Annotated in this window: 19 protein-coding genes and 4 pseudogenes; 14 read left to right on the forward strand and 9 right to left on the reverse strand. The window is 62.0% G+C overall.

The window, feature by feature from the left end:
* Window positions 1–11 precede the first annotated feature (11 nt).
* The gene (locus tag CWR53_RS11275; protein WP_058605425.1) at window positions 12–848 is read left to right on the forward strand and encodes a bifunctional allantoicase/(S)-ureidoglycine aminohydrolase; all 837 of its coding nucleotides are present in this window, start codon (window positions 12–14) and stop codon (window positions 846–848) included.
* 59 nt (window positions 849–907) lie between these two features.
* On the opposite strand, the gene sodC is transcribed toward CWR53_RS11275, so the two are convergent.
* The 3 genes from sodC to ggt all read right to left on the reverse strand — a co-directional run bounded on the left by sodC (window position 908) and on the right by ggt (window position 4,264).
* The gene (gene sodC / locus CWR53_RS11280) at window positions 908–1,423 is read right to left on the reverse strand and encodes a superoxide dismutase family protein (protein ID WP_100851544.1); all 516 of its coding nucleotides are present in this window, start codon (window positions 1,421–1,423) and stop codon (window positions 908–910) included.
* A gap of 99 nt (window positions 1,424–1,522) precedes the next feature.
* Window positions 1,523–2,404, reverse strand: a complete 882-nt coding sequence (locus CWR53_RS11285; RefSeq protein ID WP_058605424.1) for a LysR substrate-binding domain-containing protein — start codon at window positions 2,402–2,404, stop codon at window positions 1,523–1,525.
* A gap of 69 nt (window positions 2,405–2,473) precedes the next feature.
* Complete coding sequence (ggt, locus tag CWR53_RS11290) at window positions 2,474–4,264, reverse strand: gamma-glutamyltransferase (protein ID WP_100851545.1); 1,791 nt, start codon at window positions 4,262–4,264, stop codon at window positions 2,474–2,476.
* 225 nt (window positions 4,265–4,489) lie between these two features.
* On the opposite strand from ggt, the gene CWR53_RS11295 reads away from it, so the two are divergent.
* Window positions 4,490–4,888 carry a MerR family DNA-binding transcriptional regulator gene (locus CWR53_RS11295; protein ID WP_028687491.1) on the forward strand — a complete coding sequence of 133 codons (399 nt, stop codon included), beginning with the start codon at window positions 4,490–4,492 and terminating at the stop codon, window positions 4,886–4,888.
* Between the two features lie 19 nt (window positions 4,889–4,907).
* Window positions 4,908–5,807, forward strand: a complete 900-nt coding sequence (locus tag CWR53_RS11300; RefSeq protein WP_100851546.1) for a hydroxymethylglutaryl-CoA lyase — start codon at window positions 4,908–4,910, stop codon at window positions 5,805–5,807.
* Window positions 5,808–6,341: 534 nt separating this feature from the next.
* Here the strand turns inward: CWR53_RS11300 and CWR53_RS11305 are convergent.
* Window positions 6,342–6,848: an MgtC/SapB family protein gene (locus tag CWR53_RS11305; protein WP_058605421.1), complete on the reverse strand. Its 507-nt coding sequence runs from the start codon at window positions 6,846–6,848 to the stop codon at window positions 6,342–6,344.
* 277 nt (window positions 6,849–7,125) lie between these two features.
* Here CWR53_RS11305 and CWR53_RS11310 point away from each other — a divergent pair, with 277 nt between their 5' ends.
* The 4 genes from CWR53_RS11310 (at window position 7,126) to CWR53_RS11325 (ending at window position 12,476) form a co-directional block, all read left to right on the forward strand.
* The gene (locus tag CWR53_RS11310; protein ID WP_058605420.1) at window positions 7,126–7,365 is read left to right on the forward strand and encodes a DUF3203 family protein; all 240 of its coding nucleotides are present in this window, start codon (window positions 7,126–7,128) and stop codon (window positions 7,363–7,365) included.
* Between the two features lie 120 nt (window positions 7,366–7,485).
* A complete protein-coding gene (ccoG, locus tag CWR53_RS11315) occupies window positions 7,486–8,889 on the forward strand; it encodes a cytochrome c oxidase accessory protein CcoG (protein WP_100851547.1) in 1,404 nt (467 codons plus the stop codon).
* A 49-nt stretch (window positions 8,890–8,938) separates the two neighbouring features.
* Complete coding sequence (gene mapR / locus CWR53_RS11320; RefSeq protein WP_100851548.1) at window positions 8,939–10,348, forward strand: GntR family transcriptional regulator MpaR; 1,410 nt, start codon at window positions 8,939–8,941, stop codon at window positions 10,346–10,348.
* A gap of 484 nt (window positions 10,349–10,832) precedes the next feature.
* The gene (locus tag CWR53_RS11325) at window positions 10,833–12,476 is read left to right on the forward strand and encodes an ATP-binding protein (RefSeq protein ID WP_375335494.1); all 1,644 of its coding nucleotides are present in this window, start codon (window positions 10,833–10,835) and stop codon (window positions 12,474–12,476) included.
* Window positions 12,477–12,492: 16 nt separating this feature from the next.
* Here the strand turns inward: CWR53_RS11325 and CWR53_RS11330 are convergent.
* The 4 genes and pseudogenes from CWR53_RS11330 to CWR53_RS11345 all read right to left on the reverse strand — a co-directional run.
* A pseudogene (locus tag CWR53_RS11330) lies at window positions 12,493–12,657 on the reverse strand (SDR family oxidoreductase); the annotation flags it as partial.
* Between the two features lie 84 nt (window positions 12,658–12,741).
* Window positions 12,742–14,274: a DHA2 family efflux MFS transporter permease subunit gene (locus tag CWR53_RS11335; protein WP_058638313.1), complete on the reverse strand. Its 1,533-nt coding sequence runs from the start codon at window positions 14,272–14,274 to the stop codon at window positions 12,742–12,744.
* Window positions 14,271–15,464: an efflux RND transporter periplasmic adaptor subunit gene (locus tag CWR53_RS11340; protein WP_078478546.1), complete on the reverse strand. Its 1,194-nt coding sequence runs from the start codon at window positions 15,462–15,464 to the stop codon at window positions 14,271–14,273. Before CWR53_RS11340 ends, CWR53_RS11335 begins: the two co-directional genes overlap by 4 nt.
* A gap of 30 nt (window positions 15,465–15,494) precedes the next feature.
* Window positions 15,495–15,968, reverse strand: coding sequence for a MarR family winged helix-turn-helix transcriptional regulator (locus tag CWR53_RS11345; RefSeq protein ID WP_058605415.1), 474 nt, complete (start codon window positions 15,966–15,968; stop codon window positions 15,495–15,497).
* A gap of 238 nt (window positions 15,969–16,206) precedes the next feature.
* Between CWR53_RS11345 and CWR53_RS11350 the strand changes: the two genes are divergently transcribed.
* Window positions 16,207–17,205 carry a FecR family protein gene (locus CWR53_RS11350; protein WP_100851550.1) on the forward strand — a complete coding sequence of 333 codons (999 nt, stop codon included), beginning with the start codon at window positions 16,207–16,209 and terminating at the stop codon, window positions 17,203–17,205.
* Between the two features lie 10 nt (window positions 17,206–17,215).
* On the opposite strand, the gene CWR53_RS11355 is transcribed toward CWR53_RS11350, so the two are convergent.
* Window positions 17,216–18,535 carry a Na+/H+ antiporter family protein gene (locus tag CWR53_RS11355; protein WP_100851551.1) on the reverse strand — a complete coding sequence of 440 codons (1,320 nt, stop codon included), beginning with the start codon at window positions 18,533–18,535 and terminating at the stop codon, window positions 17,216–17,218.
* Window positions 18,536–19,072: 537 nt separating this feature from the next.
* Between CWR53_RS11355 and CWR53_RS23490 the strand changes: the two are divergent.
* From CWR53_RS23490 to CWR53_RS11380, 6 genes and pseudogenes are all read left to right on the forward strand, one after another.
* A pseudogene (locus CWR53_RS23490) lies at window positions 19,073–19,990 on the forward strand (chemotaxis protein); the annotation flags it as partial.
* A gap of 393 nt (window positions 19,991–20,383) precedes the next feature.
* Window positions 20,384–20,896: pseudogene (locus CWR53_RS23495) on the forward strand (methyl-accepting chemotaxis protein); the annotation flags it as partial.
* Between the two features lie 69 nt (window positions 20,897–20,965).
* Window positions 20,966–21,981, forward strand: a pseudogene (locus CWR53_RS11365) (ABC transporter substrate-binding protein).
* Window positions 21,978–22,835 (forward strand): proline/glycine betaine ABC transporter permease, encoded by an 858-nt coding sequence (locus tag CWR53_RS11370; protein ID WP_100851552.1) that lies wholly within the window; start codon window positions 21,978–21,980, stop codon window positions 22,833–22,835. Before CWR53_RS11365 ends, CWR53_RS11370 begins: the two are co-directional and overlap by 4 nt.
* A gap of 80 nt (window positions 22,836–22,915) precedes the next feature.
* The gene (locus CWR53_RS11375; RefSeq protein ID WP_100851553.1) at window positions 22,916–23,833 is read left to right on the forward strand and encodes an AEC family transporter; all 918 of its coding nucleotides are present in this window, start codon (window positions 22,916–22,918) and stop codon (window positions 23,831–23,833) included.
* Between the two features lie 248 nt (window positions 23,834–24,081).
* Window positions 24,082–24,933 (forward strand): CAP domain-containing protein, encoded by an 852-nt coding sequence (locus CWR53_RS11380; RefSeq protein ID WP_058605408.1) that lies wholly within the window; start codon window positions 24,082–24,084, stop codon window positions 24,931–24,933.
* Window positions 24,934–24,988: the final 55 nt, after the last annotated feature.

Below are 24,988 nucleotides of genomic sequence, written 5' to 3' on the forward strand. Positions count from 1 at the left end.
CGAGAGCATTCATGTCGAACCACGCCTATTTCGCGCCCCACGGCGGCCACCCGGCTCAAACCGAGCTGCTGACCGACCGTGCCATGTTCACCGAAGCCTACGCGGTCATTCCCAAGGGCGTGATGCGTGACATCGTCACCAGTCACTTGCCCTTCTGGGACAAGATGCGCATGTGGGTCATTGCCCGGCCGCTGACAGGGTTCGCCGAAACGTTCTCCCAGTACATCGTCGAGGTGGCGCCCGAAGGCGGGAGCGAACGGCCTGAACTGGACCCCAACGCCGAAGCCGTGCTGTTTATCGTCGAAGGCGAGCTGGACATTACCGTCGAGGGCCAGCACCACACACTGGTGCCAGGGGGTTATGCGTTTCTGGCGCCTGGCGCCGAATGGAGCCTGCGCAACAACAGCCAGGCCAATGTCACCTTCCACTGGCTGCGCAAGCACTACCAGAAGGTCGAAGGGCTGGACGTACCGTCTTCGTTCGTGACCCACCGCGACAACGCCACCGTGATCGAAATGCCAGGCACCGAAGGCCGCTGGAAAACCACCCGCTTCGTCGACATGGCTGACATGCGCCATGACATGCACGTCAATATCGTCACGTTCCAGCCAGGTGGGGTCATACCGTTTGCTGAAACCCATGTCATGGAGCACGGGCTCTACGTGCTGGAAGGCAAGGCGGTCTACCGCCTGAATCAGGACTGGGTCGAGGTCGAGGCCGGTGATTTCATGTGGCTGCGGGCCTTCTGCCCACAAGCCTGCTATGCCGGCGGCCCTGGCAACTTCAGCTACCTGCTGTACAAGGACGTGAACCGTCACGTGCACTTGACGCTCAACCCCAAGCGCTGAGCACAGAAGACTGCTCGTCGGTCTCCAAGGCGCACCCGCCAGGGTGCGCCAAATCGCTGTTACTCAACCACCCCACACGCCATGCGCGCGCCACCGCCACCCAACTTCTCGGGGTGATCGCTGTGGTTATCGCCGCCTGCGTGCACCATCAATGCGTGGCCTTTGAAGTCCTCAGCCTTCAGGCGCGGTGCCAGTACCGGATACGTCGCCTTGCCATCGGCACCTACATACAGCGCCGGCAAGTCGCCGCGGTGGCCGCTGTCATCGTAAGGGCCTTTATGCGCGTTGGTCGATTGCGGGTCCCAGTGCCCCCCCGCCCCGCCTGCTGGCACGGTTTTACCCGCATCCTGCGCAGGAGCGCAGGACGGGTTCTGGTGCAGGTGGAAGCCGTGCACACCGGGCGGCAGGTCCTTGAGGTCCGGGGTAAGCAGCGTTCCGTACTTGTTCTGCTCGATGCTGATGGTGCCGATCGACTTGCCTGGGCCATCGGGGCCTGCCAGCTTGAGCTCGAGGGTCTGGGCGGCCTGGGCCAGGCCGGTGGTGGCCAGCAGGGCAGCGATTACAACTGCTTTCATAGTGTTCTCCATGGCGTGGTGAAGGCGGACGTCATACCCGCATTGTGTATGGGACTGCATCATCGCGCAGTCATTCCCTTGTGCCACAGCCTGAAACACTTAAAGACTGCCACCGGCCAACAGCTGCTTGAGCACTTCAGCCAGGGCCTTGACCGTCGGATCGGCGGTTGGACGGTGCACGATGACGATCTCATAACTGTCGACTTCGCCAAGCCCCTGTTCGACGCCCAGCACGCGATGCTCCGCGGTGGCCGCGCGCGGCGGTAGCAGGCTGATGCCCATGCCATCGGCGACCGCGGCCTGGATGCCGCTCAAGCTCGAACTGGTGAAACTGATGCGCCAGCGCCTGCCACTGCGCTCGATGGCGGTGATCATGTCCTCGCGATACAAGCCCCGTGGTGGAAATGTCACCAACGGCACCGGGTCCAGTTCAAAGGCAGGCAGGCGCGCGCTGTCGATCCATTGCAGACGCTCGGGCCAACAGGCGACCCCTTCGCGACTGTTTCGCCGTTGTTTGAGCAACACCAGATCCAGCTCGCCATTGTCGTAGGCCTGGCTCAGGTCCCGGCACAGCCCGCTGGTGACCTCCAGCTTTACCTGCGGATTGAGCCGACTGAAGGCCGACAGGGCATGGGTGGTCGATCCACCCACAAAGTCCTCGGGTACACCCAGACGCACCGTGAAGCCGACCATGGCACCGGCCAAGGCTTCGAGCATCTGGTCATTCAGGGCCAGCATATGCCGGGCGTACCCGAGCAGCGTCTGCCCGGCGTCGGTCGGGAGCACGTCGCGGTTGCCACGTACCAGTAGACGGTGCCCTACCATGTCTTCCAGGCGCCGGACTTTCTGGCTGATGGTGGACTGGGTCGAATGCAAGCGCGCGGCAGCCGTGGTGAAACTGCCGCAGTCGGCCACCACGACGATCGCACGCAGAAGGTCCAGGTCGAACAAGGCCCTATTCGATTTCACGTTATGAGACATGCAAGTATTCGACAAATGAATGGGAGGACCGTTTTCTAGCACGCACCTGGGCAGCTCGCAACGCTGGCTTCAATCTCCCAGTGCTACACCTTCACGGCGTGGGTCCGCCCCGCCCAACCAGCCTGTCCCGTCCCGCTGAATGACTTGCAGGCCGCTGGTCATATCCATCGGCGTCACGGTGTGGCCCCACGCCTGGAGCTTGCGAATCAGTGCAGCGCTGGTCAGCCCTGATTCCACCTCGGTTGCACCGTTGCGGCTGCCAAAATTGGGCAGCCCGGCGGCTTGCTGGGGGTCCAGCCGCCAGTCCAGCAATGCGATGAGCGCCTTGTTGACGTAACCGATGATCTGCGAACCGCCGGGTGAGCCAAGGCTGGCTACCAATTCCCCATCGTCCCGGGAGAACACCAGCGTAGGCGCCATGGCTGACAGGGGCCGCTTGCCCGGTTGAACGCGATTGGCCACTGGCCTGCCCTGCTCCTGGGGCACGAACGAAAAATCGGTCAGCTGGTTATTGAGCAAGAAGCCCTTGACCATCAGGTGCGAGCCGAATGCGCCCTCCACCGAGGTGGTCATGGCCACGGCATTGCCGCGACCATCAATGGCGCTTAGGTGGGAGGTGGCTATCCGCGGTGGCGATCGGTCAGGCGCAAGGGTCAACAGCGCACCGTTCGGATGGCCAGGGCTGGCCTTGTTCATGCTGCGCTCACCCACCTGACTGGCACGCTGTGCCAGGTAGCCCGGGTCGAGCAGGCCCTTGAGCGGAACGGGTACATAGTCACTGTCGGCCAGGTACTGGGCGCGATCGGCATAAGCCAGTCGCTCGGCCTCGGCGACCAGGTGCACGGCGCGTGCTGGCGCCTCCAGGGTGGCAGCAGTGGCCGAAGGGACGGGTGCCAGGTGCGCCAGATCGTCCCTGGCCGACCTGCGTTGCAATGCCTCCAGTATTCCCAAGGTCTGCAGTACCGCCACGCCCCCGGATGAAGGGGGCGGCATGCCACAAACCTGCCAAGCTTTGTAGGGTCCGCAGACAGGTTCACGCTCGCTGGCCCGGTACTGCTTCAGGTCATCGGCGGACAGATAACCTGGGTTGGTGTGGTTTTGGACGGCTGCCACCATGGCCTGCGCAACCTCGCCGTTGTAAAACGCCTGCGCGCCGTGTTGCGCGATCTGCTCAAGCGTGTCGGCAAGTTCGGGATTACGCAGCCGTGTGCCTACTGCAAGCGGGCGCCCCGTCGTGTCCAGGAAATAGCCAGCCATACTGGGCGAGCGAGCCACGAAGGGGTCGGCTTCCAGCAACGCATGCAGCCTTGCAGAGACTGGGAACCCGGTGCGGGCCAGTTCGATGGCGGGTTGAAACAACGTTTGCCAGGGCAGCACGCCGTGCTGCTTGTGCGCCAATTCCAGGGCCCGCAATACACCCGGCACCCCCACGGCCCGTCCGCCAATCTGGGCTGACCTGAATGGCATGGGTGCCCCCTTGTCGTCGAGGAACAGGCGTTCGGTCACCTGCGACGGCGCCGTTTCCCGGCCATCAAATGCCTGGGTCCTTTTCCCGTCCCAGTGGAGGATGAATGCGCCGCCGCCGATTCCACTCGACTGAGGCTCGACGAGTGTCAGCACCAGTTGCATCGCAATTGCCGCATCCAGCGCACTGCCCCCGGCGCGCAGGATGCGTTGTCCAGCCTGACTGGCCAGCGGATTGGCGGCAGCGGCCATGTGATGCTTGGCTGCCACCGGCTGCAAGCCTGCGCGATAACCGGAGCCAAGTTCGGGTGCTATGGGCAGTGCTTGCCTGGCCTGGGCCAGGTTACAGGACAGGCTCAGGCACAGCGCGCTGACGGATAGAAAGAGAGGGTTCATGCAGCCGCTTCCTGCGTTGGGCCTGGCACAGATGCGAGGCTGTCGAATCGAAAAGTGCACTGACGCTTTTGTTGAGCGTCCAGGCTGGGCGAGGATAACGCGACTGCGACGCACGGGACCACCAACGGTCACGCGGTTGTGGCGCGGTTCGATTCCAGTCGCCCACCTTGACGTATACGTAAAGCACGCTTCAGGATGGTGGCATATCCTGCCCAGAGCCCTGGTATGAGTACCCAGACCTACAGTATTTCCGACCTGTCCCGTGAACTGGACATCACCACGCGCGCCATTCGTTTTTACGAAGAGCAAGGGCTGCTGCGCCCCGAGCGACGCGGCCTTGAGCGCATCTATTCGGCGCGGGACAAGGTCAGCCTCAAACTTATCCTGCGTGGCAAGCGCATCGGCTTCTCGCTGGCAGAGTGCCGTGAGTTGATCGAGCTGTACGACCCTTCGGGCGGCAACCTCAAGCAGCTGAACAGCATGCTGGCCAAGATCGCCGAGCGGCGCGCCCAACTGGAACAGCAAATGCTCGACATCCACCAGATGCAGCTTGAGCTGGACACTGCCCAGGAGCGCTGTGAACAGGCCCTGGCGTGCACGCTTGCCAATAAAGACCACGGTTGACCGTTACAGGAACCTCATCATGTCCTTGCCTGAAAAAGTTCGTCTGGTAGAAGTTGGCCCTCGCGACGGGCTGCAGAACGAAGCCCAGCCCATCAGTGTCGCCGACAAGGTGCGGCTGGTGGACGACCTCACAGCGGCTGGCCTCGCCTACATCGAAGTGGGCAGTTTCGTTTCACCCAAGTGGGTGCCGCAAATGGCCGGCTCGGCCGAGGTGTTCGCCAGTATCGACCAGCGCCCAGGCGTCACCTACGCAGCGCTGGCGCCCAATCTGCGCGGCTTCGAAGATGCCGCGGCGGCGGGCGTCAAGGAGGTGGCGGTATTCGCCGCCGCGTCCGAGGCATTCTCGCAGCGCAATATCAACTGTTCCATCTCGCAAAGCCTGGAACGGTTCGAACCCATCATCGAGGCCGCGCGAGCCCAGGATGTGCGGGTGCGTGGATACGTATCCTGCGTGCTCGGCTGCCCGTACGAGGGCCCGATCCGTGCAGAGCAGGTGCTGCCGGTGGCGCGTGCCCTGCACCAGATGGGCTGCTACGAAGTGTCGCTGGGCGATACCATCGGCACCGGTACTGCTGGTGACGTCCGACGCTTGTTCGAGGTGATAGCAGCCGATGTTCCGCGCGCGCAATTGGCGGGGCATTTTCACGATACTTATGGCCAAGCCCTGGCCAACGTATATGCGAGCCTTCTTGAAGGCATCACCACCTTCGACAGCTCGGTAGCGGGTTTGGGTGGCTGCCCCTATGCCAAGGGCGCGACCGGTAACGTCGCGACCGAAGATGTCGTCTACCTGCTTGATGGGTTGGGCATCGAGACCGGTATCGACCTGGAGCGCTTGATCGAGGCTGGGCAGCGCATCAGCACGGTGCTGGGAAGGGCCAATGGATCGCGCGTTGCACGTGCGCGACAGGCGCGCTAGGTCATCAAGGTGTCACAACAATGTGGGTGAAGTGTTACCGCTCGCCTGGCGACGAAGCCAGATACGGGTATCCCGGAAACATCCAGTGAGGTTTTCCCGACGTCCTGCTTTCATGAATTTCTTCATGCCATTGATTTACAAGGGTTTTTCAAAACTGGCACGGGACCTGCTATATCTCTTGCATAACAAGAACAACAAAGCATCACTCAATAAAAATAATAGAGAACGGCTCTGACAGAACAAGAACAACACGGCAGAGGCGTAGCAAGCAGATTTTTTTGGAGTCGACCCGCATTCCTGGGGCAAGCCCCGCGAATTGGCACAGAACAATAAAACTACCTCAAGGTAGCAGCAGCCAACTCGGATCATGCGTGATGAAGGTCGGTCAGCGCTCAAAAAAATACGTTTGCTCTTGGCCCCGCATGGGGGCCTTGCACCACCAGGGCAGGCTGACAAAAACAACAACAGGCCAGCCCCAATAATAAAAAGAGCAAGCAGCAACGCTTTGGGGGGAGCTTCGGCTCCCCTTAGTGCTTACCCCTCCTCCTTCTGTTTTTCCTCGTGCTTGCCCTCGGCCTTCTCGACCAGCAGCGGCATCGTGCCCAATACCAGCAGCGCGAGTACCGTACTTATCAATGCAGTGGCTTCCCGGCCCATCCCAGCGGCAGTGCCTATGGCAGCGGTCATCCAAAGGCCAGCGGCGGTGGTCAACCCTTTCACGTGGCTGGTGTCCCGTCCGTTGCCTTTCAAGATGGTGCCTGCTCCGAGAAAACCGATGCCGGCGACGATGCCCTGGATCACGCGGCTAAGGGCCTGTTCGTCGGCGCCTGCCATGCTGGGCGCCAGCACGAACAGGGCAGCACCGAGCGACACCAGCATGTGCGTGCGCACCCCGGCGGATTTGCCCCGGTGTTCGCGTTCGAACCCCAAAACCGCGCCGAGCAGCGCTGCCATCAACAAGCGAATTAGAATGCGTGTGACCTCGTGCGCATCGGTCACATCTGCGAATTCGATCTGGATGGCGTGCCAGATAGTTTCCATCCTGTACGTTCTCTCCAAAGGCTGAGTGCTTTGCAAACGTCAGGTGCCTAGGTCGTGGGGCCATGCTTGCCCCAAATGCCAGCACAGCAACCACGGCCCTTGTGCGATCCTGGTTGCCGGCGATGGGCTGCACAGCTGCCCACACCACCGGGCCCTGCATTCCCTGTTCACCTTCATGGACCCCAAGAGCCTCTGCAAAGTGCCGTTGAGCCAAGGGGGTGCAACGATGCTCAATACCCTGCGGTCAACCGTTCGAACTCACATCAGGAGACGTGTCATGCCAGTCGAAATCGATGCTCAAACCCAACGCTGCACGCTCATCAACGATCAGCAGCGTCTCGAAGGCGCCGCTTGTGACGTCGAAATCGTCACCGACGAGCGACTGCGCATGTCAGTGGCGGTACTGGGTGCAATGCACACGCCGATCACCGAAATCGAGGCCGATGCGCTCACGGTGGCCGGTGCGGTCGATAGCCGCAGGCATCTGAAGAACACCGCGCCAGGCTCGATCATATAAGGGGCTGCACGGCCTGCACCTCAACTGATATGGTTTTTATCGCCAAGGCTGAGCCTGTGCTGATAGCAGACTGACGGCCATAGTGCACATGCCTGATCCAGGCTAGATGAGCACGGAGCCATGACCGATAGAACGCCTTATTCAGTGATCGCCGCTGTCCCTGCCAACCCTTCCCGCCGTGTCGGCGACGCCGCCATCCACACGCGCAGTTTCAGCGGGGTGTACCGCACGCTGCGCATCGGTTTCGCCGGGGCCCTGTTTGCCCTGTTCTTCGGCACTGCCTGGCTGAACTGGAACGGTCGTCAGGCGGTACTGTGGGACCTGGGCAACAGCAAGTTCCACATCTTTGGCGCGACCTTCTGGCCACAGGACTTCATTCTGCTCTCGGCGCTGCTGATCATCTGTGCGTTCGGCTTGTTCGCCATCACTGTCTACGCCGGGCGGGTCTGGTGCGGTTACAGCTGCCCGCAAAGCACCTGGACCTGGTTGTTCATGTGGTGCGAAAAAATCACCGAAGGCGACCGCAACCAACGCATCAAGCTGGCCGCAGCGCCCTGGAGCCTCGACAAGGCCGCCCGACGCCTCACCAAGCATTCGCTGTGGCTGGCCATAGGCCTGGTCACCGGCGTGACCTTCGTTGGTTACTTCACACCCATTCGTCCGCTGGCAGCCGAACTGCTCACACTTCAACTAGGCGGCGTTGCGCTGTTCTGGGTGTTGTTCTTCACAGCCGCCACCTACTTCAATGCCGGCTTGCTGCGCGAAGCGGTCTGCCTGCACATGTGCCCCTATGCCCGGTTCCAGAGCGTGATGTTCGACAAGGACACCCTGGCCGTGGCTTACGATCCGCGCCGTGGCGAGGCACGTGGCGCGCGCAAGAAAGGCAGCGACGCCCGCGCCCAGGGCCTGGGTGACTGTATCGACTGCACTTTGTGCGTTCAGGTATGCCCTACCGGCATCGACATTCGCGACGGTTTGCAAATGGCCTGCATCGGCTGCGCCGCCTGTATCGATGCCTGCGACGGTGTGATGGACAAGATGGGCTACAGACGTGGGCTGATCGGGTACAAGTCAGAACACAGCCTGCAAGGGGGTACTACGCATTGGCTACGACCACGCCTGCTCGGTTACGCCGCAGCACTGCTGGTGATGATCGGTGCATTGTGCGTGGCGTTGTACCTGCGGCCGATGGTATCGCTGGATGTGATCAAGGACCGTGGTCTGTTCCGCGAAAATGCGCTGGGTCAGATCGAGAACATCTACCTGCTCAAGGTGATCAACAAGACCGAGCACACTCAACACTACGCGCTGCGGTTGCTCGATGCCGAGGGCTTTACCCTTCAGGGGCAGACGGCGCTTACCGTATCGGCCGGCGAAATGAGCGAAATTCCGGTGTCGGTGGCGATGCTGGCCGACCGACCCGAAAGCAGCTCGGTGCCGCTTGCATTCGAAATCAGCGAACGCGACGACGCGTCGGTGCGCAGCGTGGCGCACAGCCGCTTCGTGGCACCCATGAACCGATGACGCCTACACTCCTCTTCCCTTGCCTGCCAGGCTTCGACAGAAGGCCACAATGAAACGTTACGAACGCTTCGCCGACGACATCGCCGAACTCATCCGCTCCGGCGTACTGGGCCCTGGTGAACGCGTGCCCTCCGTGCGGTACGCCAGCCAGACCCATGGGGTCAGCCCCTCCACGGTTTTCCAGGCGTATTACCTGCTGGAGCGACGTGGCCTGATTCGCGCCCGGCCGCGCTCGGGCTACTTCGTCAATGCCCACGCCACTCGCCAATTCAGCGAGCCCCAAGCGCTGCACCCGATCAGCGAGTCCACTGATGTGGACGTCAGTGCCCTGGTTTTTTCCATCCTTGATTCGATCAAGGACCCCAACACGGTACCCTTCGGTTCGGCCTTCCCCAGTCCCTCGCTATTCCCTCTGCAGCGCCTGTCCCGGTCACTGGCCAGCGCCAGCCGTGCCATGGACCCTCGTGTGGCGGTCACCGACCTGTCGCCCGGCAACCCGCAACTGCGTCGGCAGATTGCCCTGCGCTACATGGTCGGCGGGCTGATGCTGCCGATGGAAGAGCTGCTGATCACCAACGGTGCACTTGAGGCCCTGAACCTTTGTCTTCAGGCTGTCACCCAGCCAGGTGACCTGGTCGCAATCGAAGCGCCCGCGTTCTATGCCTGCCTGCAGATACTGGAGCGGCTCAAACTCAAAGCCGTGGAAATTCCCGTGCATCCCCGCGAGGGCATGGACCTGGAAGTACTGGCCCAAACGCTGCAAAAGCACCCGGTCAAGGCGGTGTGGTGCATGACCACGTTCCAGAACCCGGTCGGCGCCAGCATGCCGGAGGCCAAGAAGCAGGCGTTGGTCGAGCTGGTGACACGCCACCAAGTGCCTCTTATTGAAGACGATGTCTACGCCGAGCTCTACTACGCCCAGCAGGCCCCCAAGCCTGCGAAAGCATTCGATACCCAGGGCCTGGTCATGCATTGCGGCTCCTTCGCCAAGAGCCTCGCCCCGGGCTACCGCATCGGCTGGGTCGCCGCTGGGCGGTTTGCGCAGAGGGTCGAGCGGTTGAAGCTCATGACCTCGCTCTGCGCCTCGATGCCCGCCCAGGCCGCTATCGCCGACTACCTCCAGCACGGTGGCTACGATCGGCACCTGCGCAAGTTGCGTTATGCACTCGAAGGCCAGCAAGCCAATATGCTGGCGGCGATCGGGCGTCACTTCCCGGCACAGACACGGGTCAGTCAACCGTCAGGAGGGTATTTCCTCTGGCTGGAGCTACCGCAACAGATGGATGCGCTGAAGCTGTTCCACATGGCCCTGGCGCAAGGCATCAGCATTGCCCCGGGGCCGATCTTCTCGCCCACCCGGCGCTTCGGCAACTGCATCCGGCTCAACTATGGCAGCCCTTGGAACGAAGCTGCCGAGCAGGCAATGGCCACCCTGGGGCGGATAATTCGTTCTTTCTGAGGTCTGCGTTCAACCCTTCATGCACACACGGCTATAGTTGTCGAAATTTCCAAGCCGAATCGCCCGCATGACATCACCAACGCCCCTGGATGACCGCGCAGCGCTGCAGGCCAGGCTGCTTGAGCTCGAGGCCGAGCACGAGCAGCTGCGCCTGAAAGCTGCTGCCTATGACGCCGTCGTCGAGCAAATCGATGAAGGCCTGTGCATCCTGCAAGTGCTCGAGGATGAGCACGGCCAACTCAATGACTATCGCTACCTGATGTACAACGAGGCCTGCGCCCGCCACACCCTCCATGTCAAAGAGGTAGGTTTGACCGCAAGGCAGACCATCCCCGACGAAGTGGACCAATGGCTCCCACATTTCGCCGAGGTGGCGCGTACGGGTGTGCCCCTGCACTTCGAGCAGCGGCTGGCAGTCTCGAACCGGTGGCTGACCTTGAAAGTCAGCCGCCTCGAGCCCGCCTGCGAGCGGATATTGCTGGTTCTGTTCACCGGCAGGCCCGACGAAAACGCTGACATCCATCAGTTGCAGGCGCTCAACCAGGAACTGGCGCAGCAAGTGGACAGGGAGCTTGCCAGTCGAAAGCTGCTGGGCAAGCTGGTCGATCACAGCGTTGCCAACGTATTCGCGGCCGATTGCAACTTCAGGCTGCTGGCGATCAACCGCACCGCGCAGGAAACCTTCAAGCGCTGGCGCGGCCTGGTGCCCATGGTCGGTGAGTACATCCCCGACTTCATCGCCGACCAGCCGGATATCGTCAAGCAACTGAGCGGGCTGTGGCCAAGAATCATGACGGGTGAGTCTTTCGTGGACACCGTTGCCGTTGGCCTGGAAGGGAATGTCCGTCACTACGAGGTACGCTATAACCCGCTGCTCGATGCCGACCAGGTCGTGCAGGGTGGTTTCATGTTCGCCTACGACATCACTGAGCGCGTCGCTGAACAGCAGCGCCTTGAGCAAGTGGAAGAAACCCTACGCCAGTCCCAGAAAATGGAGGCTATCGGACAGCTGACCGGCGGTATCTCCCATGACTTCAACAATTTGCTCGGCAGCATAATGGGGGCGCTGGAGGTTGCCGCTCAGCGACAAACCGAAGGTCGCTATCCGGATGCTGCCAGGCTCATGGGGTTGGCCAGACAGGATACGAAGCGAGCGGCCACGCTGGTGCAACGACTGCTGACGTTCGCTCGGCAACAGAAACTGAGCCCGCAGACCGTCGACGTCCATGAGTTGGTGACCAGCATGCACGATCTCATCAAGAGCTCGTTGCACGCTAGCATCGAGTTCCAGGACCTCACCAAGCCTGGACAGTGGCTTGTCCAGATTGACCCTTCCCAGCTGGAAAACGCATTGCTCAACCTGTGCATCAATGCACGCGACGCCATGCCGTTGGGCGGCGCGCTAGTCATTCGCAACAGTGACGTGCGGGTATCCCCTTCACTGGCCGAACGACTTCAGTTGCCTGTCGGCGATTACGTCAGGATTTCTGTCAGTGACAACGGCGTGGGAATGAGCAGCAATGTGGCAGAACGTGCGATGGAACCGTTTTTCACCACCAAGCCACTTGGCCAGGGATCGGGACTAGGGCTCCCCATGGTCTATGGCTTCATTCGTCAATCCGAGGGGCAGGTGAAGATCACCAGTACGCCGGGGCAAGGAACCTGCGTAGACCTCTATCTACCCAAGGACACAGGCCAGGTCGCTGCGAGCATTGACAAGGTATCAACGCCCTTCTGCCCTCCCCAGCAGGACAAGCATCTGGTCATGCTGGTGGAGGACGAAGACACATTGCGGCTGGTGATAGAGGAACTGCTCATTGATCAGGGGATGGAGGTGCGCGCCTTCACCGAGGGGTCGCAGGCCTTGGAAGCGTTAAGGGCAGGCCTGCAGCCATCGCTGTTGATCACCGACATCGGCTTGCCTGGGAGAGTCAGTGGCAAGCAGCTGGAAACCGCCCTGCCCGACTCGGCAGCCCTGCTCTACATCACTGGCTACGCTGATCAAGAGGGCATCGCCATGTCGCACAGGGGTGCGGTGATGTGCAAGCCCTTCGCATTGGCCGCACTGGTCGAACAGGTGGGCCTGCTGCTGGCGAGCGCCGCCGCCGACTCGAACAGGCGCAGTTGACGATGCGGACAGCCGGTCATCTTCCGCCACTCAGGTCGATGAATGTACCTGTCGAATAGGAAGCTTTGTCAGACAGCAGCCAGAGGATCGCCTCGGCCACCTCTTCAGGCCGCCCGCCCCGGCCCATGGGCAACCCAGGCTCAAGCTTGCTGACGCGATCCGGGTCTCCCGACAGGGCATGCGCGGTCGGTCCGGCGCCCCGGCAAGACCGCTACACAAGCCCCAGTACTTAGCAAAGGCACCGGTCGCGTACCCCAAATCAAACTCAATGCCCGCCCCCTGGCCCCGCCTTGGCCGTAAACGGCGGCTTCGCGAACCAGACCAACAAAATCAACCCTGCGAACACCCACGTCATCAACATGAAGTAGTCCACTGTCGACATCATGTAAGCCTGCCCGTTGAGCACCTGCTCCAACTGCGCATAGTTGTGCAGGTTCGCCCCCCCCATCTGCTCAAGCGTATGCCGCGTTGCCGGCTCGTACTGACTGATGTGCTCACTCAAGTAGGCATGGTGCTGGTCAGCCCGTCGAATCCAGATCCACGTCGTCAGCGAAGCCGCAAAGCTACCACCCAATGTGCGCAGAAACGTTGCCAAGCCCGATCCGTCGGCTATCTGCTGGGGCGGCAGGTCCGACAACAGGATGCTCAGTGTGGGCATGAAGAACAGCGCAACCCCAATCCCCATGAACAACTGCACCAATGCCACATGCTGGAAATCCACCTGGCTGGTGAACCCCGCCCGCATGTAGCAGCTGCTGCCGATGGCCAGGAACGCAAGCCCTGCCAGAATCCGCAAATCGAAGCGATGCGCGTACTTGCCCACGAATGGCGACATGATTACCGGCAATATCCCGATAGGCGCCACCGCCAGGCCCGCCCAGGTGGCGGTGTAGCCCATCTGTGTCTGCAGCCACTGCGGCAGGATCAGGTTGATGCCGAAGAACCCTGCATAGCCACCCACCAGGACGATGGTCCCCACGCGGAAATTGCGGTGGGCGAACAACCGCAGGTTTACCACCGGGTGCCGGTCGGTGAGTTCCCAGATGACGAACACGGCCAAAAACACGACGGAGATCAGCGTGCCGATGATGATGAACGAGGACTCGAACCAGTCAAGGTCATTGCCTTTGTCCAGCACCACCTGCAGCGCCCCTACCCCAACGATCAAGGTCAGCAGCCCTATGTAGTCCATCGGCTGCCGGCTGGTGACCACCGGACGATCGCGCATCTGCTGGCGCACCACCGCAGCGGCGAACAGGCCGATAGGCACGTTGATGAAGAAGATCCATGGCCAGCTGTAACTGTCCGTGATCCACCCCCCAAGGATGGGCCCGGCAATAGGCGCCACAACCGTCACCATGGCCAGTAGCGCGAGCGCCATACCCCGCTTGGCAGGGGGGTAGACCGCAATCAGCAAGGTCTGGGTCATGGGATACAAGGGACCGGCTACCACCCCTTGCAACACCCGAAAGCCTACAAGCTCCGGCATCGACTGGGCGATCCCACACAAGAACGATGCCAGCACGAACAACAAGGTCGCCCACAGGAACAACTTCACTTCGCCAAAGCGCCGGCTCAACCAGCCCGTCAGCGGCAAGGCGATGGCATTGCTCACGGCGAACGAGGTGATGACCCATGTCCCTTGCTCGTAACTGACCCCCAGGTTGCCCGAGATGGTCGGCAAGGCCACGTTGGCAATGGTGGTGTCCAGCACCTGCATGAACGTGGCAAGCGACAAGCCGATGGTGGTCAGCAGCAGGCTTGGCGGGGTGAACTGGGCAGTGGCGTTATTGCTCATCGCTGAGCCGTCTTGCCAGACGCGCTGTTGTCACGGATCAGTTGCTCGATCAGCTTGTCCGCCTCGACCAACTGGCGATCGTAGACATCGGTGGTGTAGCTCGCCTGTTGCGGCGGTTGCTGGGCCAGGGCCGGGCCACTCTGGTCGTGCAGGTCCACATCCACAACCGTGGACAGGCCGATTCGCAAAGGATGGTCCTTCAACTGGTCGGGGTTCAGGTGAATCCGCACCGGCACCCGCTGCACGATCTTGATCCAGTTGCCGGTCGCGTTCTGCGCAGGCAGCAAGGCGAAGGCGCTACCGGTGCCGGCACCCAGGCTGTCCACCGTGCCGCTGTAGGTGACGTCGCTGCCATACAGGTCGGCAGTGATCTCCACCGGTTGGCCGATGCGCATCTGGCGCAACTGCGTTTCCTTGAAGTTGGCGTCGATCCATACCTGGTCGAGCGGGATCACTGCCATGGTGGCAGTACCGGGTTGCAGGCGCTGCCCGAGCTGCACGCTGCGCTTGGCAACGTAGCCGGTCACCGGCGCGACCAGCGTGGTGCGCGCATGGGCCAGGTAGGCCTGCCGCAGGTCGGCCGCCGCGGCCATGACTTCCGGGTGTGAAGCCACCACGGTATCGTCGACCAAAGCAGCACTGGTACTCAGTTGCTGGCGGGCACTGTTGACAGCCGCCTGGGCAACACTCAGGTCATCGCGCGCATGGGAAAGCTCTTCGCCGGCAATGGCGCCGCTTTCGGCCAGCACCTTGCGCCGGTTGAAGTCCTGCTGAGCCTTGCGCAGTTCGGCCTGGCGCGTCTGCAACTGTGCTTTGAGCGAATCGACGTTGCTGTACAGACCACGCACCTGCCTTACGGTACGCGCAAGGTTGGCTTGAGCCGATTGCAGGGCCACCTGGCTATCGGCTGGGTCGAACTGCAGCAAGACCTGGCCGGCATGTACCAGGTCGCCATCGTCGGCGCCAATGCTGGTGACCGTCCCGGTCACCAATGGCGTGATTTCGACCACGTTGCCGTTGACGTAGGCGTCATCGGTGCTCTCGTACCAACGCCCAACCAGGCTGTACCAGGCCCAGGTGCCCAACCCGCCGAGGATCAGCAGCACCAGCAGGCCAATCAGCCAGAGCTTGCGCTTGCGCGAGGAGGTAGGTGCCTCGGTAGGTGCAGGGGTGTCTGAGGAAGTGTCCATGACAATACCTTGGAATAAAGGAAACGGGGTTCAACGATCACCGAAACGACGGATCGTCAGCGGATCGCCAGCGCCAAGCAGTACTTTGGCCAGCAGACGCTCCAGGTCTTTGAGCTCATCGGCTGCCAGTGCGCCACACAGCTCGTTCATGGCGGCAGCGCCGATCTCGGGCAAACGGTCGGCCAGCCGCTGGCCATCGGCGGTCAACGCCAGGCGCACCACACGGCGGTCCGTGGGGCATCGGGTGCGTACAAGTAGATCCTTGTGCTCCAGGCGATCGAGCATGCGCGTCATAGATCCGCTGTCCAGACCCAGGTAGCGGCAGACCTCAGCAGGTGTATCGACCTGGTACTGCGTCACGATGATCAACACCTTGAACTGCGCAGCCGTGACGCCCTCCGACTCCAGGTGCCAGTCGAGGATCCGATCCTTCAGAAGCGCCGCACGGCCCAGCAACATGCCGATGGCGCACGTCTCGAAATTGTCAGGCGAGAAATGGGGCATGAATGATTGCTCGAACAAGTGTGTGCAAATATTACTGCCTAGGCAGTGAATGTCAAAGACTTAATTAGCTTGCTATGTACGCGTCACGAGGGCCTTTAGTCATGGCGCGAAGCGTTCTCAAAAGCGAAAAATCTGAAGGTTTTCGCTGGAAAAGACCGGGAAATGAAAGGGATTAGCGGCTTGGCGTGTTCCTCGACGCATCGGTGGAACGTTAGAATGCGCAAAACCCGGAGCCGCGATGAATCAAGACCGCCCTACTACCCACATCGATGACAGCATGGCCGATGCCGCTGCGCACTGGTGCATGCGCCTGCATGAAGGCGATTGCACGACTGCAGAGCGTGAGGCGTTTGGCCGGTGGCTGGCAGCCGATCCGCGTCATGCCGAGGAATACCAGGCCATGCTGGCTATCTGGCACACGGCTGACCTGCTGCCGCGGCCCGCTCAAGCGATCGGGCACGCTGGCCCGGTCAGGCGCAGCGGTCGCAGATGGCGCGCCCAGGCTTTCGCTGCCGTCATCGCATTGGCGGCACTGCCGTTGGTGGGGTGGATTGGCTGGGAGCAAGGCTGGGTTCCCAACCGCTACCAGCACTTCGAGACCACGGACCACATGCAGACCGTGCAGTTGAGCGACGGCAGCACGGTGCAGCTCAACCTGAACACCGACCTGACCTACCTCAACTTCAAACACCAGCGCCGTGTCACGCTAAAGCATGGCGAGGCATTCTTCACGGTGCACCACGACAGCACCCACCCCTTCGTGGTCCGTGCCGGCAATGGCCAGACCCGCGTGACAGGTACCCGCTTCAATGTCTGGAAATACCAGGACACGGTTAAAGTGACCCTGGTCGAGGGATCGGTGCTGGTCTCCAGCGAGGGCAAGACGGGCTATCGGCTTGGCCCTGGCATGCAGGCCATCTACCGCAAGGGCGATTTCGAGCCTCAACTGCTGGAAAACAGCAACTTTGCCGACGCGCTGGCCTGGCGCAGCGGCAAACTGGTGCTCGACAACTTGACCCTTGAACAAGCACTGCCGGCCATCAACCGCTACCTCGACAAGCCGCTCAGGCTTGCCGATTCTGGTACCGGTCAGATTCGTATCAGCGGCATCTACAACACCCGGGAGGTAGGCCAGCTGGTCAACAACCTGCCCAAGGTGCTGCCGATCTACCTGACCCGCAGCAACGACGGCAGCACGGTGCTCAACCGTATCTCGCCGCCGCCCGCCAAGCGCTGAGCGCCTGCTGCTAGAGCGTCATCGCGGCCAGCCACCCGAAGGCCAGCAGCGGCAGGTTGTAGTGAATGAATGTCGGCACCACCGTGTCCCAAATGTGATGGTGCTGCCCGTCCACATTGAGCCCGGAAGTTGGGCCCAGGGTGGAATCCGAGGCTGGCGAGCCTGCGTCACCCAACGCGCCTGCCGTACCCACGATACACACGGTCGCCAAAGGGTCGAAGCCGAGCTGGACGCACAGCGGTACGAAAATCGCAGCCAGAATCGGTACGGTGGAAAACGACGAGCCGATACCCATGGTGACCAGCAGGCCCACCAACAGCATCAGCAAAGCCCCTACCCCTTTGCTGTGGTTGATCCAATGCGCCGACGTTTCGACCAGGCTTTGCACATCACCAGTGGCTTTCATGACGTCTGCAAAGCCAGAGGCGGTGATCATGATGAAACCAATCATGGCCATCATCTTCATGCCTTCGGTGAACAGATCATCGGTGTCGCGCCACTTAACGATGCCCGACAGCGAGAAGATCAGAAAGCCGACCATTGCGCCGATGATCATCGAGTCCACCAGCAGCTGGACGACGAACGCGGCAACGATCGCAATGCCGGCCACCAACAGTGTCATCGGGTTGTAGCGCACGCTCACCTGTTCGACCTGCTCGATGCGCGCTAGATCGTAGTCGCGTTTTTTCCGGTAGCTGACAAACACGGCCAACAGCAGGCCTACCAACATGCCAGCGGCGGGAATGGCCATGGCGTGGGTGACGTTGACCCCAGTGATATCGACCCCTGCACGCGCTACGTTGGCCAGCAGAATCTGATTGAGGAAGATATTGCCGAAACCCACTGGTAGGAAAATGTAGGGCGTGATCAAGCCGAATGTAATGACGCAAGCGATCAGGCGCCGGTCGATGCGCAGGCGGGTCAGCACATAGAGCAGCGGCGGCACCAACAATGGAATGAAGGCGATGTGAATGGGCAGAATATTCTGAGACGAGACGGCCACCACCAGCATCAAGCCGATCATCAACCATTTCACCCTGCCACCTTGGTCGTGGCCTTGCCGGTCGATCATGGCCAAAGCCCGGTCCGCCAAGGCATGCGCCAGGCCGGATTTGGCGATGGCCACGGCAAAGGCACCTAGCAGCGCGTAGGACAGCGCCACGGTAGCCCCCCCGCCGAGCCCGCCATTGAAGGCCTCAAGCGTGCCTTGCACGCCCAGACCACCTACCAGCCCACCTGCCAGGGCACCGACGATCAGGGCGATGACCACATGTACGCGGGACAGGCTCAGTATCAGCATGATGCCAACCGCGGCAATCACTGCATTCATGGGGGGCTTACCTCACTGGGAACAAAAAAGCGCGCACTCTGACGCAGTGCACGGCAGATGTCAAAACTGCCACGCAGCGGCGGTTTGCCCGCAACCGGGCGGATTAAATTGAATGTTTGAATAAAGAAAAGTCTGTAGGCGCCGATACCCACCTGGGGCTGGAAATCGCCTCGCCTGTGCCCTAACCCTTACTTGTCAAAAAAAGGGATCTGCCCCATGCCTCTGCGACAACTTTCCATCCAATGGAAAATCACATTGCTGGCCGGCCTGTGCCTGGCCGGCATCGTCACCCTGCTCATCGGGTTGTCCCTGTACCGGATGGACCACAGCTCGGACCTGGTCAAGGCCAGCAGCATGCAGATGCTGACCGAATCGGCCCAGTCGCGCATCGAATCCCAGGGCGAGGTGCAGGCCCTGAACATCCGCCGCCAGTTCATGGATGCCTACCAGTACGGCGCGGGCTTTGCCAGGCAGGTACTGTTCCTGCGCGAACAGGCCGAAAAGCGCTTTCTCGATGCGTTCGACCTGCGCGAGGACATGACCCGGCAGGTGCGTGCCGCGCTTCAGGCCAACCCCGATCTGCTGGGCCTGTCCCTGGTGTTCGAGCCCAATGCGCTGGACAGCAAGGACAGCCTGTTCGCCGGCCAGGCACAGCTTGGCAGCAACGAAACCGGCCGCTTCGCCCTGTACTGGTCGCAACCGCACGTGGGCCAGCTGACCTCGATGGCTCTGCCCGAGCGCGACATGGCCGACACTTCCATCGGGCCTAGCGGCCAACCTGCCAATACCTGGTGGGTATGCCCGCGCACGTCGGGCAAGGTCTGCGTGGTCGAACCCTACTTCTATGCCATTGATGGCCAGCAGGTGCTGATGACCAGCATCGTCTTCCCGCTGGTGGTGGACGGCAAGGCGATCGCCACGCTGTCGGTGGACATCAACCTCAACAGCTTGCAGGCACTGAGCGAACAGGCCAGCCGCAGCCTCTATGAAGGCCGCACCACCGTGGGCATTCTGAGCCCAGTGGGCTTGCTGGCAGGTTACAGTGCCGATGCCAGCAAGCTCTCCCAGCGCTTCGACCAGATCGACACGACCAAGGGCGCAGAGCTGGTGGCCAAGATGGCCGACGGCAAAATGACCATCATCAATGATCGCCAGCGCCTGAAAGTGCTCGCGGCCTTCCGTCCGATTCCGGACGCCAAGCCATGGGGCGTGTTGCTGGACGTCCCTGAAAACGCCCTGACCGGGCCTGCCGAGGCACTGAAGCAGGAACTGGACGCCCTCAACACCAGCGGTACCCTCCTCGAACTGGGCCTTGGCCTGGCAGCAGCCATCTTCGGCCTGCTGATGGTGTGGCTGATGGCCCGTGGCGTTACCCGCCCGATCCTGGGCGTGGCGGCCATGCTCAAGGACATCGCCAGTGGCGAAGGTGACCTGACCCGCCGTTTGACCTACGACAAGCAGGATGAACTGGGCGAACTGGCGGGCTGGTTCAACCGTTTCCTGGACAAACTGCAGCCCACCATCGCCGAGGTAAAACAGTCGGTACAGGCCGCCCGCTCAACGGCCGATCAGTCATCGGCCATCGCTACCCAGACCAGCGCCGGCATGGAACAGCAATACCGCCAGGTGGACCAGGTAGCCACCGCCTCCCATGAGATGAGCGCGACCGCCCAGGACGTCGCCCGAAGCGCTGCGCAAGCCGCGCAGGCGGCCCGCGACGCCGACCAGGCCACCCGCGAAGGGTTGGCGGTGATCGATCGCACCACCCACAGCATCGACTCACTGGCCGCTGACATGAGCACGGCCATGGCCGAGGTCCAGGGCCTCTCGCAGAACAGCGAGAAAATTGGCTCCGTACTGGAAGTCATCCGCTCGATTGCCGAGCAGACCAACTTGCTGGCGCTCAACGCCGCCATCGAAGCAGCCCGAGCCGGTGAGGCCGGGCGCGGCTTTGCGGTGGTTGCCGACGAAGTCCGCAACCTGGCCCAGCGCACCCAGGAGTCGGTCGAAGAAACCCGCCAGGTCATCGAAGCCTTGCAGGACGGTACCCGCGAAGTGGTGGGCGCAATGGACAACAGCCATCGTCAGGCCCAAAGCGGCGTGCAGCAGGTGGGCCAGGCCGTGACCGCCTTGCAGCGCATTGGCCAGGCGGTGACGGTCATCACCGACATGAACCTGCAGATCGCCTCGGCAGCCGAGGAACAAAGCGCGGTGGCCGAGGAAATCAACAGCAACGTGGCGACCATTCGCGATGTCACCGAGTCGCTGTCCGGCCAGGCCAACGAATCGGCGAGGGTCAGTCAGTCGCTCAATGCCTTGGCCAACCAGCAGCAGGCATTGATGGACCAGTTCCGCGTCTGAGTCTGCCGCCTGCGCCGCGTCGTCTACACTTGCCCCATCCCCGAAGGGCTGTAGACGACGAGGTTAGACATGAAACGAGGTTCATCGCTGCTGTTCGGGGTGCTGTTCGCCCTGGGTATGGCCACTGCCGACAGCGCTGGCGCTGCCGATCAGAAATCGCCCATTCGCTTTGGCGCCCTTACCTGGGAAAGCGGTGCCTTCACCACCGAACTCCTGCGCGTGATCGTCGAGCGTGGCTACGGCTACGCCACCGAAACATTGCCTGGGAGCACGGTCAGCCTGGAAGTCGCCCTGGCCCGTAACGACCTGCAGGTAATCGCCGAAGAGTGGGCGGGCCGCAGCCCTGCCTGGGTCAAGGCCGAGCAGGCAGGCCAGGTGTTTGCACTGGGCGACACGGTCAAGCATGCCGAAGAAGGCTGGTGGGTACCGGCGTATGTCATCGAAGGCGACGCGTCGCGTAACCTCAAGCCCTTGGCACCTGAGTTGCGCAGCGTCGAGGACCTAAAGCGCTACGCCCCGGTGTTCCGCGACCCCGAATCACCCGACAAAGGCCGTTTCCTGAACAGCCCCAGTGGCTGGACGTCCGAAACAGTGAACAGCCAGAAGCTCAGGGCCTATGGCCTCGACGAACTGTACACGAACTTCCGCACAGGGTCGGGGGCCGCGATGGATGCCGAGATCGGGTCGTCCATTCGCCGGGGCCAACCCGTGCTTTTCTACTACTGGAACCCTACGCCGCTCATGGGCCGCTACAAGCTCGTGCGGCTACAGGAACCTGCATTCGATGCCCAGGCCTGGGCGACGTTGACCGACCCTCCAACCCAGCTCCAACAGGCAGCAGTTCGCTGCCAGCCAAACTTTCGGTTGGCGTGTCCAAAGCCTTTCGTGAGCAATACCCGGACTTGGTCCAGGTGTTCGAGCGGGTGGACCTGCCTATCGACCCGCTCAACCAGGCACTGGCGCAAATGAGCGAAAAACGGACCCCTCCCCGTGACGCCGCCTTGGCGTTCATGCGCCAGCACCCGCAAGTGTGGAAGGCTTGGCTTCCCGAGCACGTGGCCACCAAGGTCGAGGGCGGTCTGTGAGCAATGGTTTTCCCCAGGCTTTGCAGTTTTCCTTCGCCGACCAGGTCAACCGCATGGTCGACTGGTTGGTACTCCACTACGGGGATCACTTGCGCAGCGTCTCCGACCAGTTGCTGCACGTGCTCGTTGGCCTGGAAAACCTATTGAGGCTTATGCCCTGGTGGCTACTGCTGGCGGTGGTCGGTGCGCTGGCCTGGCATGCTTGCCGAAGCCTGCTGCGAAGTTGTGTTCTGGTAGGGCTGCTGGCACTCATCGGCATGCTGGGGTTGTGGGACAAACTGCTGCAAACCCTGGCGCTGGTGCTGGTCAGTACCGGGCTGTGCGTGCTGGTGGGCATACCGTTGGGCGTCGTGCTGGCAGCTCGCCCGTTGGCAAGACACCTGATAATGCCGGTGCTCGACGTGATGCAGACCCTACCCGCCTTCGTCTACCTGATCCCCGTGTTGATGCTCTTTGGCCTGGGCAAGGTGCCTGCGGTTTTCGCCACCTTGATCTATGCCCTGCCACCTTTGGTGCGGCTCACTGAGCTTGGGTTAAGCCAGATAGACCCATCGTTGCTCAAGGCAGCCCAAGGCCTTGGCGCGACCCGGGCTCAGCGACTCAGGCGCATCGCTCTGCCCCTGGCGCTGCCCAGTATCATGGCCGGGCTCAACCAGTCGGTGATGATGGCCCTGTCGATGGTCGTGGTCGCGTCGATGATTGGGGCGCGAGGGCTGGGTGAAGATGTACTGGCAGGCATCCAGACGCTGAACGTCGGCCAGGGCGTCGAGGCAGGGCTGGCCATCGTGGCACTGGCCATGGTCATCGACCGGATCAGCCAGGCATATGGGCGTGGACGGCGTGAGAGGCCTTAGCCAAGGCGGTGGGACGGGCGTGGCAAAGCGAGTGTCCGGCCGGTAGTCTGTGCAACGTACCCGGCCACGGATCTGCCTCCATGCTGCATGTGCTGTTGACCACCCTGCTTCCGATCATCCTGTTGATCGCCCTGGGCACGCTGCTGCGGGTGCGTGGCTTCGTGGCGCAGAGCTTCTGGCCAGGTGCCGAGCGCCTGAGCTACTACGTGCTGCTGCCCTCGTTGTTCCTCCACGGCCTGGCCACTGCCAACCTGGACGGGGTGCCGGTGCTGGGCATGGTCGCGGTGCTGATGCTCTCGACCCTGTCCGGGGCATTGCTGCTGGTGCTGTATCAAGGCGTTCGCCAGCACGACGGCGCCGACTTCACCTCGCTGTTTCAGGGTGGCATCCGGTTCAACAACTACATCGGCGCGACCCTGGCCGCGGGCATCTATGGCAGTGCGGGTATCGCCTTGGCAGCAGTGGCCAACGCAGCCATCGTGCCACTGGTCAATCTGCTCTGCGTGCTGGTCTTCGCGCGCTTCAGCGCCCGGCACAGCTCGCCGCTGACGGTACTGCGGGCAATCCTGGCCAACCCGCTGATTCTAGGGTGTGCGGGGGGCATGCTGTTGCGGGTGACGGGGCTTGGGTTGCCAGCTGGTATCGAACCTACCCTCGGCGCGCTGGGCCATGCCGCGTTGCCGCTGGGGTTGCTGTGCGTTGGTGCGGCACTGGGTGGTGCACGTATCGGTGATCAGGCCCAGCCATTGATAGCGGCTTCTGTGTTCAAGTTTCTGGTAATGCCAGCGACGACATGGGGCTTGTGCCGCCTGCTCGGTCTCAATGGCCAGGCCGCTGCAGTGGCGGTGATTTTCCAGGCGCTGCCAACGGCATCGTCTTCCTACGTCATGGCCAGGCAAATGGGCGGCAACGCGCCCCTCATGGCAACCATCATCGCGGTACAGACGGTGGTGGCGGCGGCCACGCTTCCTTTGGTCCTTTCATTGTTACTGGGCTAACCCCCGCGCAACCCCAGCATGGCCCACGTCATGCTGGGTGCAAGTCGGGCCCAGGCCCACCACGCGCTTACGACCAACGTTTGGCCTGGACATTACCGCACTTTTTGCCCGGGCTGCGGTCTACTCTCCCTTACGACCGACAATGATTGCAGGCGTTTTCAATGCGTTGCACAGCTCGGGTCAAAACCATCGGGCTTGTGTAGGATAGGCAGCGCCTACTCGCCGCTGCCAGCCTCAGGGAGAACCATATGCGCGTCCTGTCATCTGTCGCTGCCTTCACGCTTGGGCTGATCGTTTCGTCCCAGGCGCTGGCTGTCACGGGCGAAGAAGCACAGCTGATCGCGTCGATCAACGCATACCGCAGCCAGGCGCAGCCTTGTGGCGAGCAAGCTTCGCTGGAACTACCGCCGCTTAACAGCGACACTCGCCTGGCGCTGTCTCCCGAAGGCACCCGTGACCTTCAGCAGGCCATGACCCGCGCCGGTTACCCGATGGTCAACGTGCAGGCGATCAGCCTCTCTGGTCCCCGTGATGCACGCGCAGCCATGCACGCCATCGAAGAAAGCTTCTGCCAAGTGGTGCTCGACCCTCAGTTCGTCGACATCGGCGTCAGCCAGGAAGGGCGGGACTGGCGCATTGTGCTGGCTCGCCCCCTGCTCTCTGGCCGCTTGGGCGACTGGCAAGCGGAAGGGCAAAAGATGCTCCAGGAAATCAACGCCGCGCGTCAGCAGCCCCGCCAGTGCGGCGGCCAGCCCTACGCCGCCGCCCCTGCGCTTGGCTGGAACACGGTGCTGGCCGGAGTGGCGGCCAGCCACACACGGGCCATGGCCAACCAGAATTTCTTCGATCACATCGACAAAGAGGGCCGCACCCCAGGCGACCGAGCCGAGCTTGCCGGTTATCTGTACCAGCAGATTGGCGAGAACATCGCCGCCGGGCGCGACACGCCGCACAAGGTGGTTCAAGGCTGGCTGGACAGCCCAGGCCACTGCGCAATCCTGATGAGCGCCGACTTCCGGGAGCTCGGCGCAGCCTATGCCGTAGACCCGAAGAGCGATGCCGGCATCTACTGGACGGCCCTGTTCGGCTCGCCGCAGTAGCGCCAGCTTTCACCAGCAACAGCCAACACCCGCAGTGTTGGCCCCGGGCTTCTTG

Origin of the sequence: Pseudomonas sp. SGAir0191 (assembly GCF_002812565.2) — a bacterium.
GTDB classification, from domain to species: Bacteria; Pseudomonadota; Gammaproteobacteria; order Pseudomonadales; family Pseudomonadaceae; genus Aquipseudomonas; species Aquipseudomonas parafulva_B.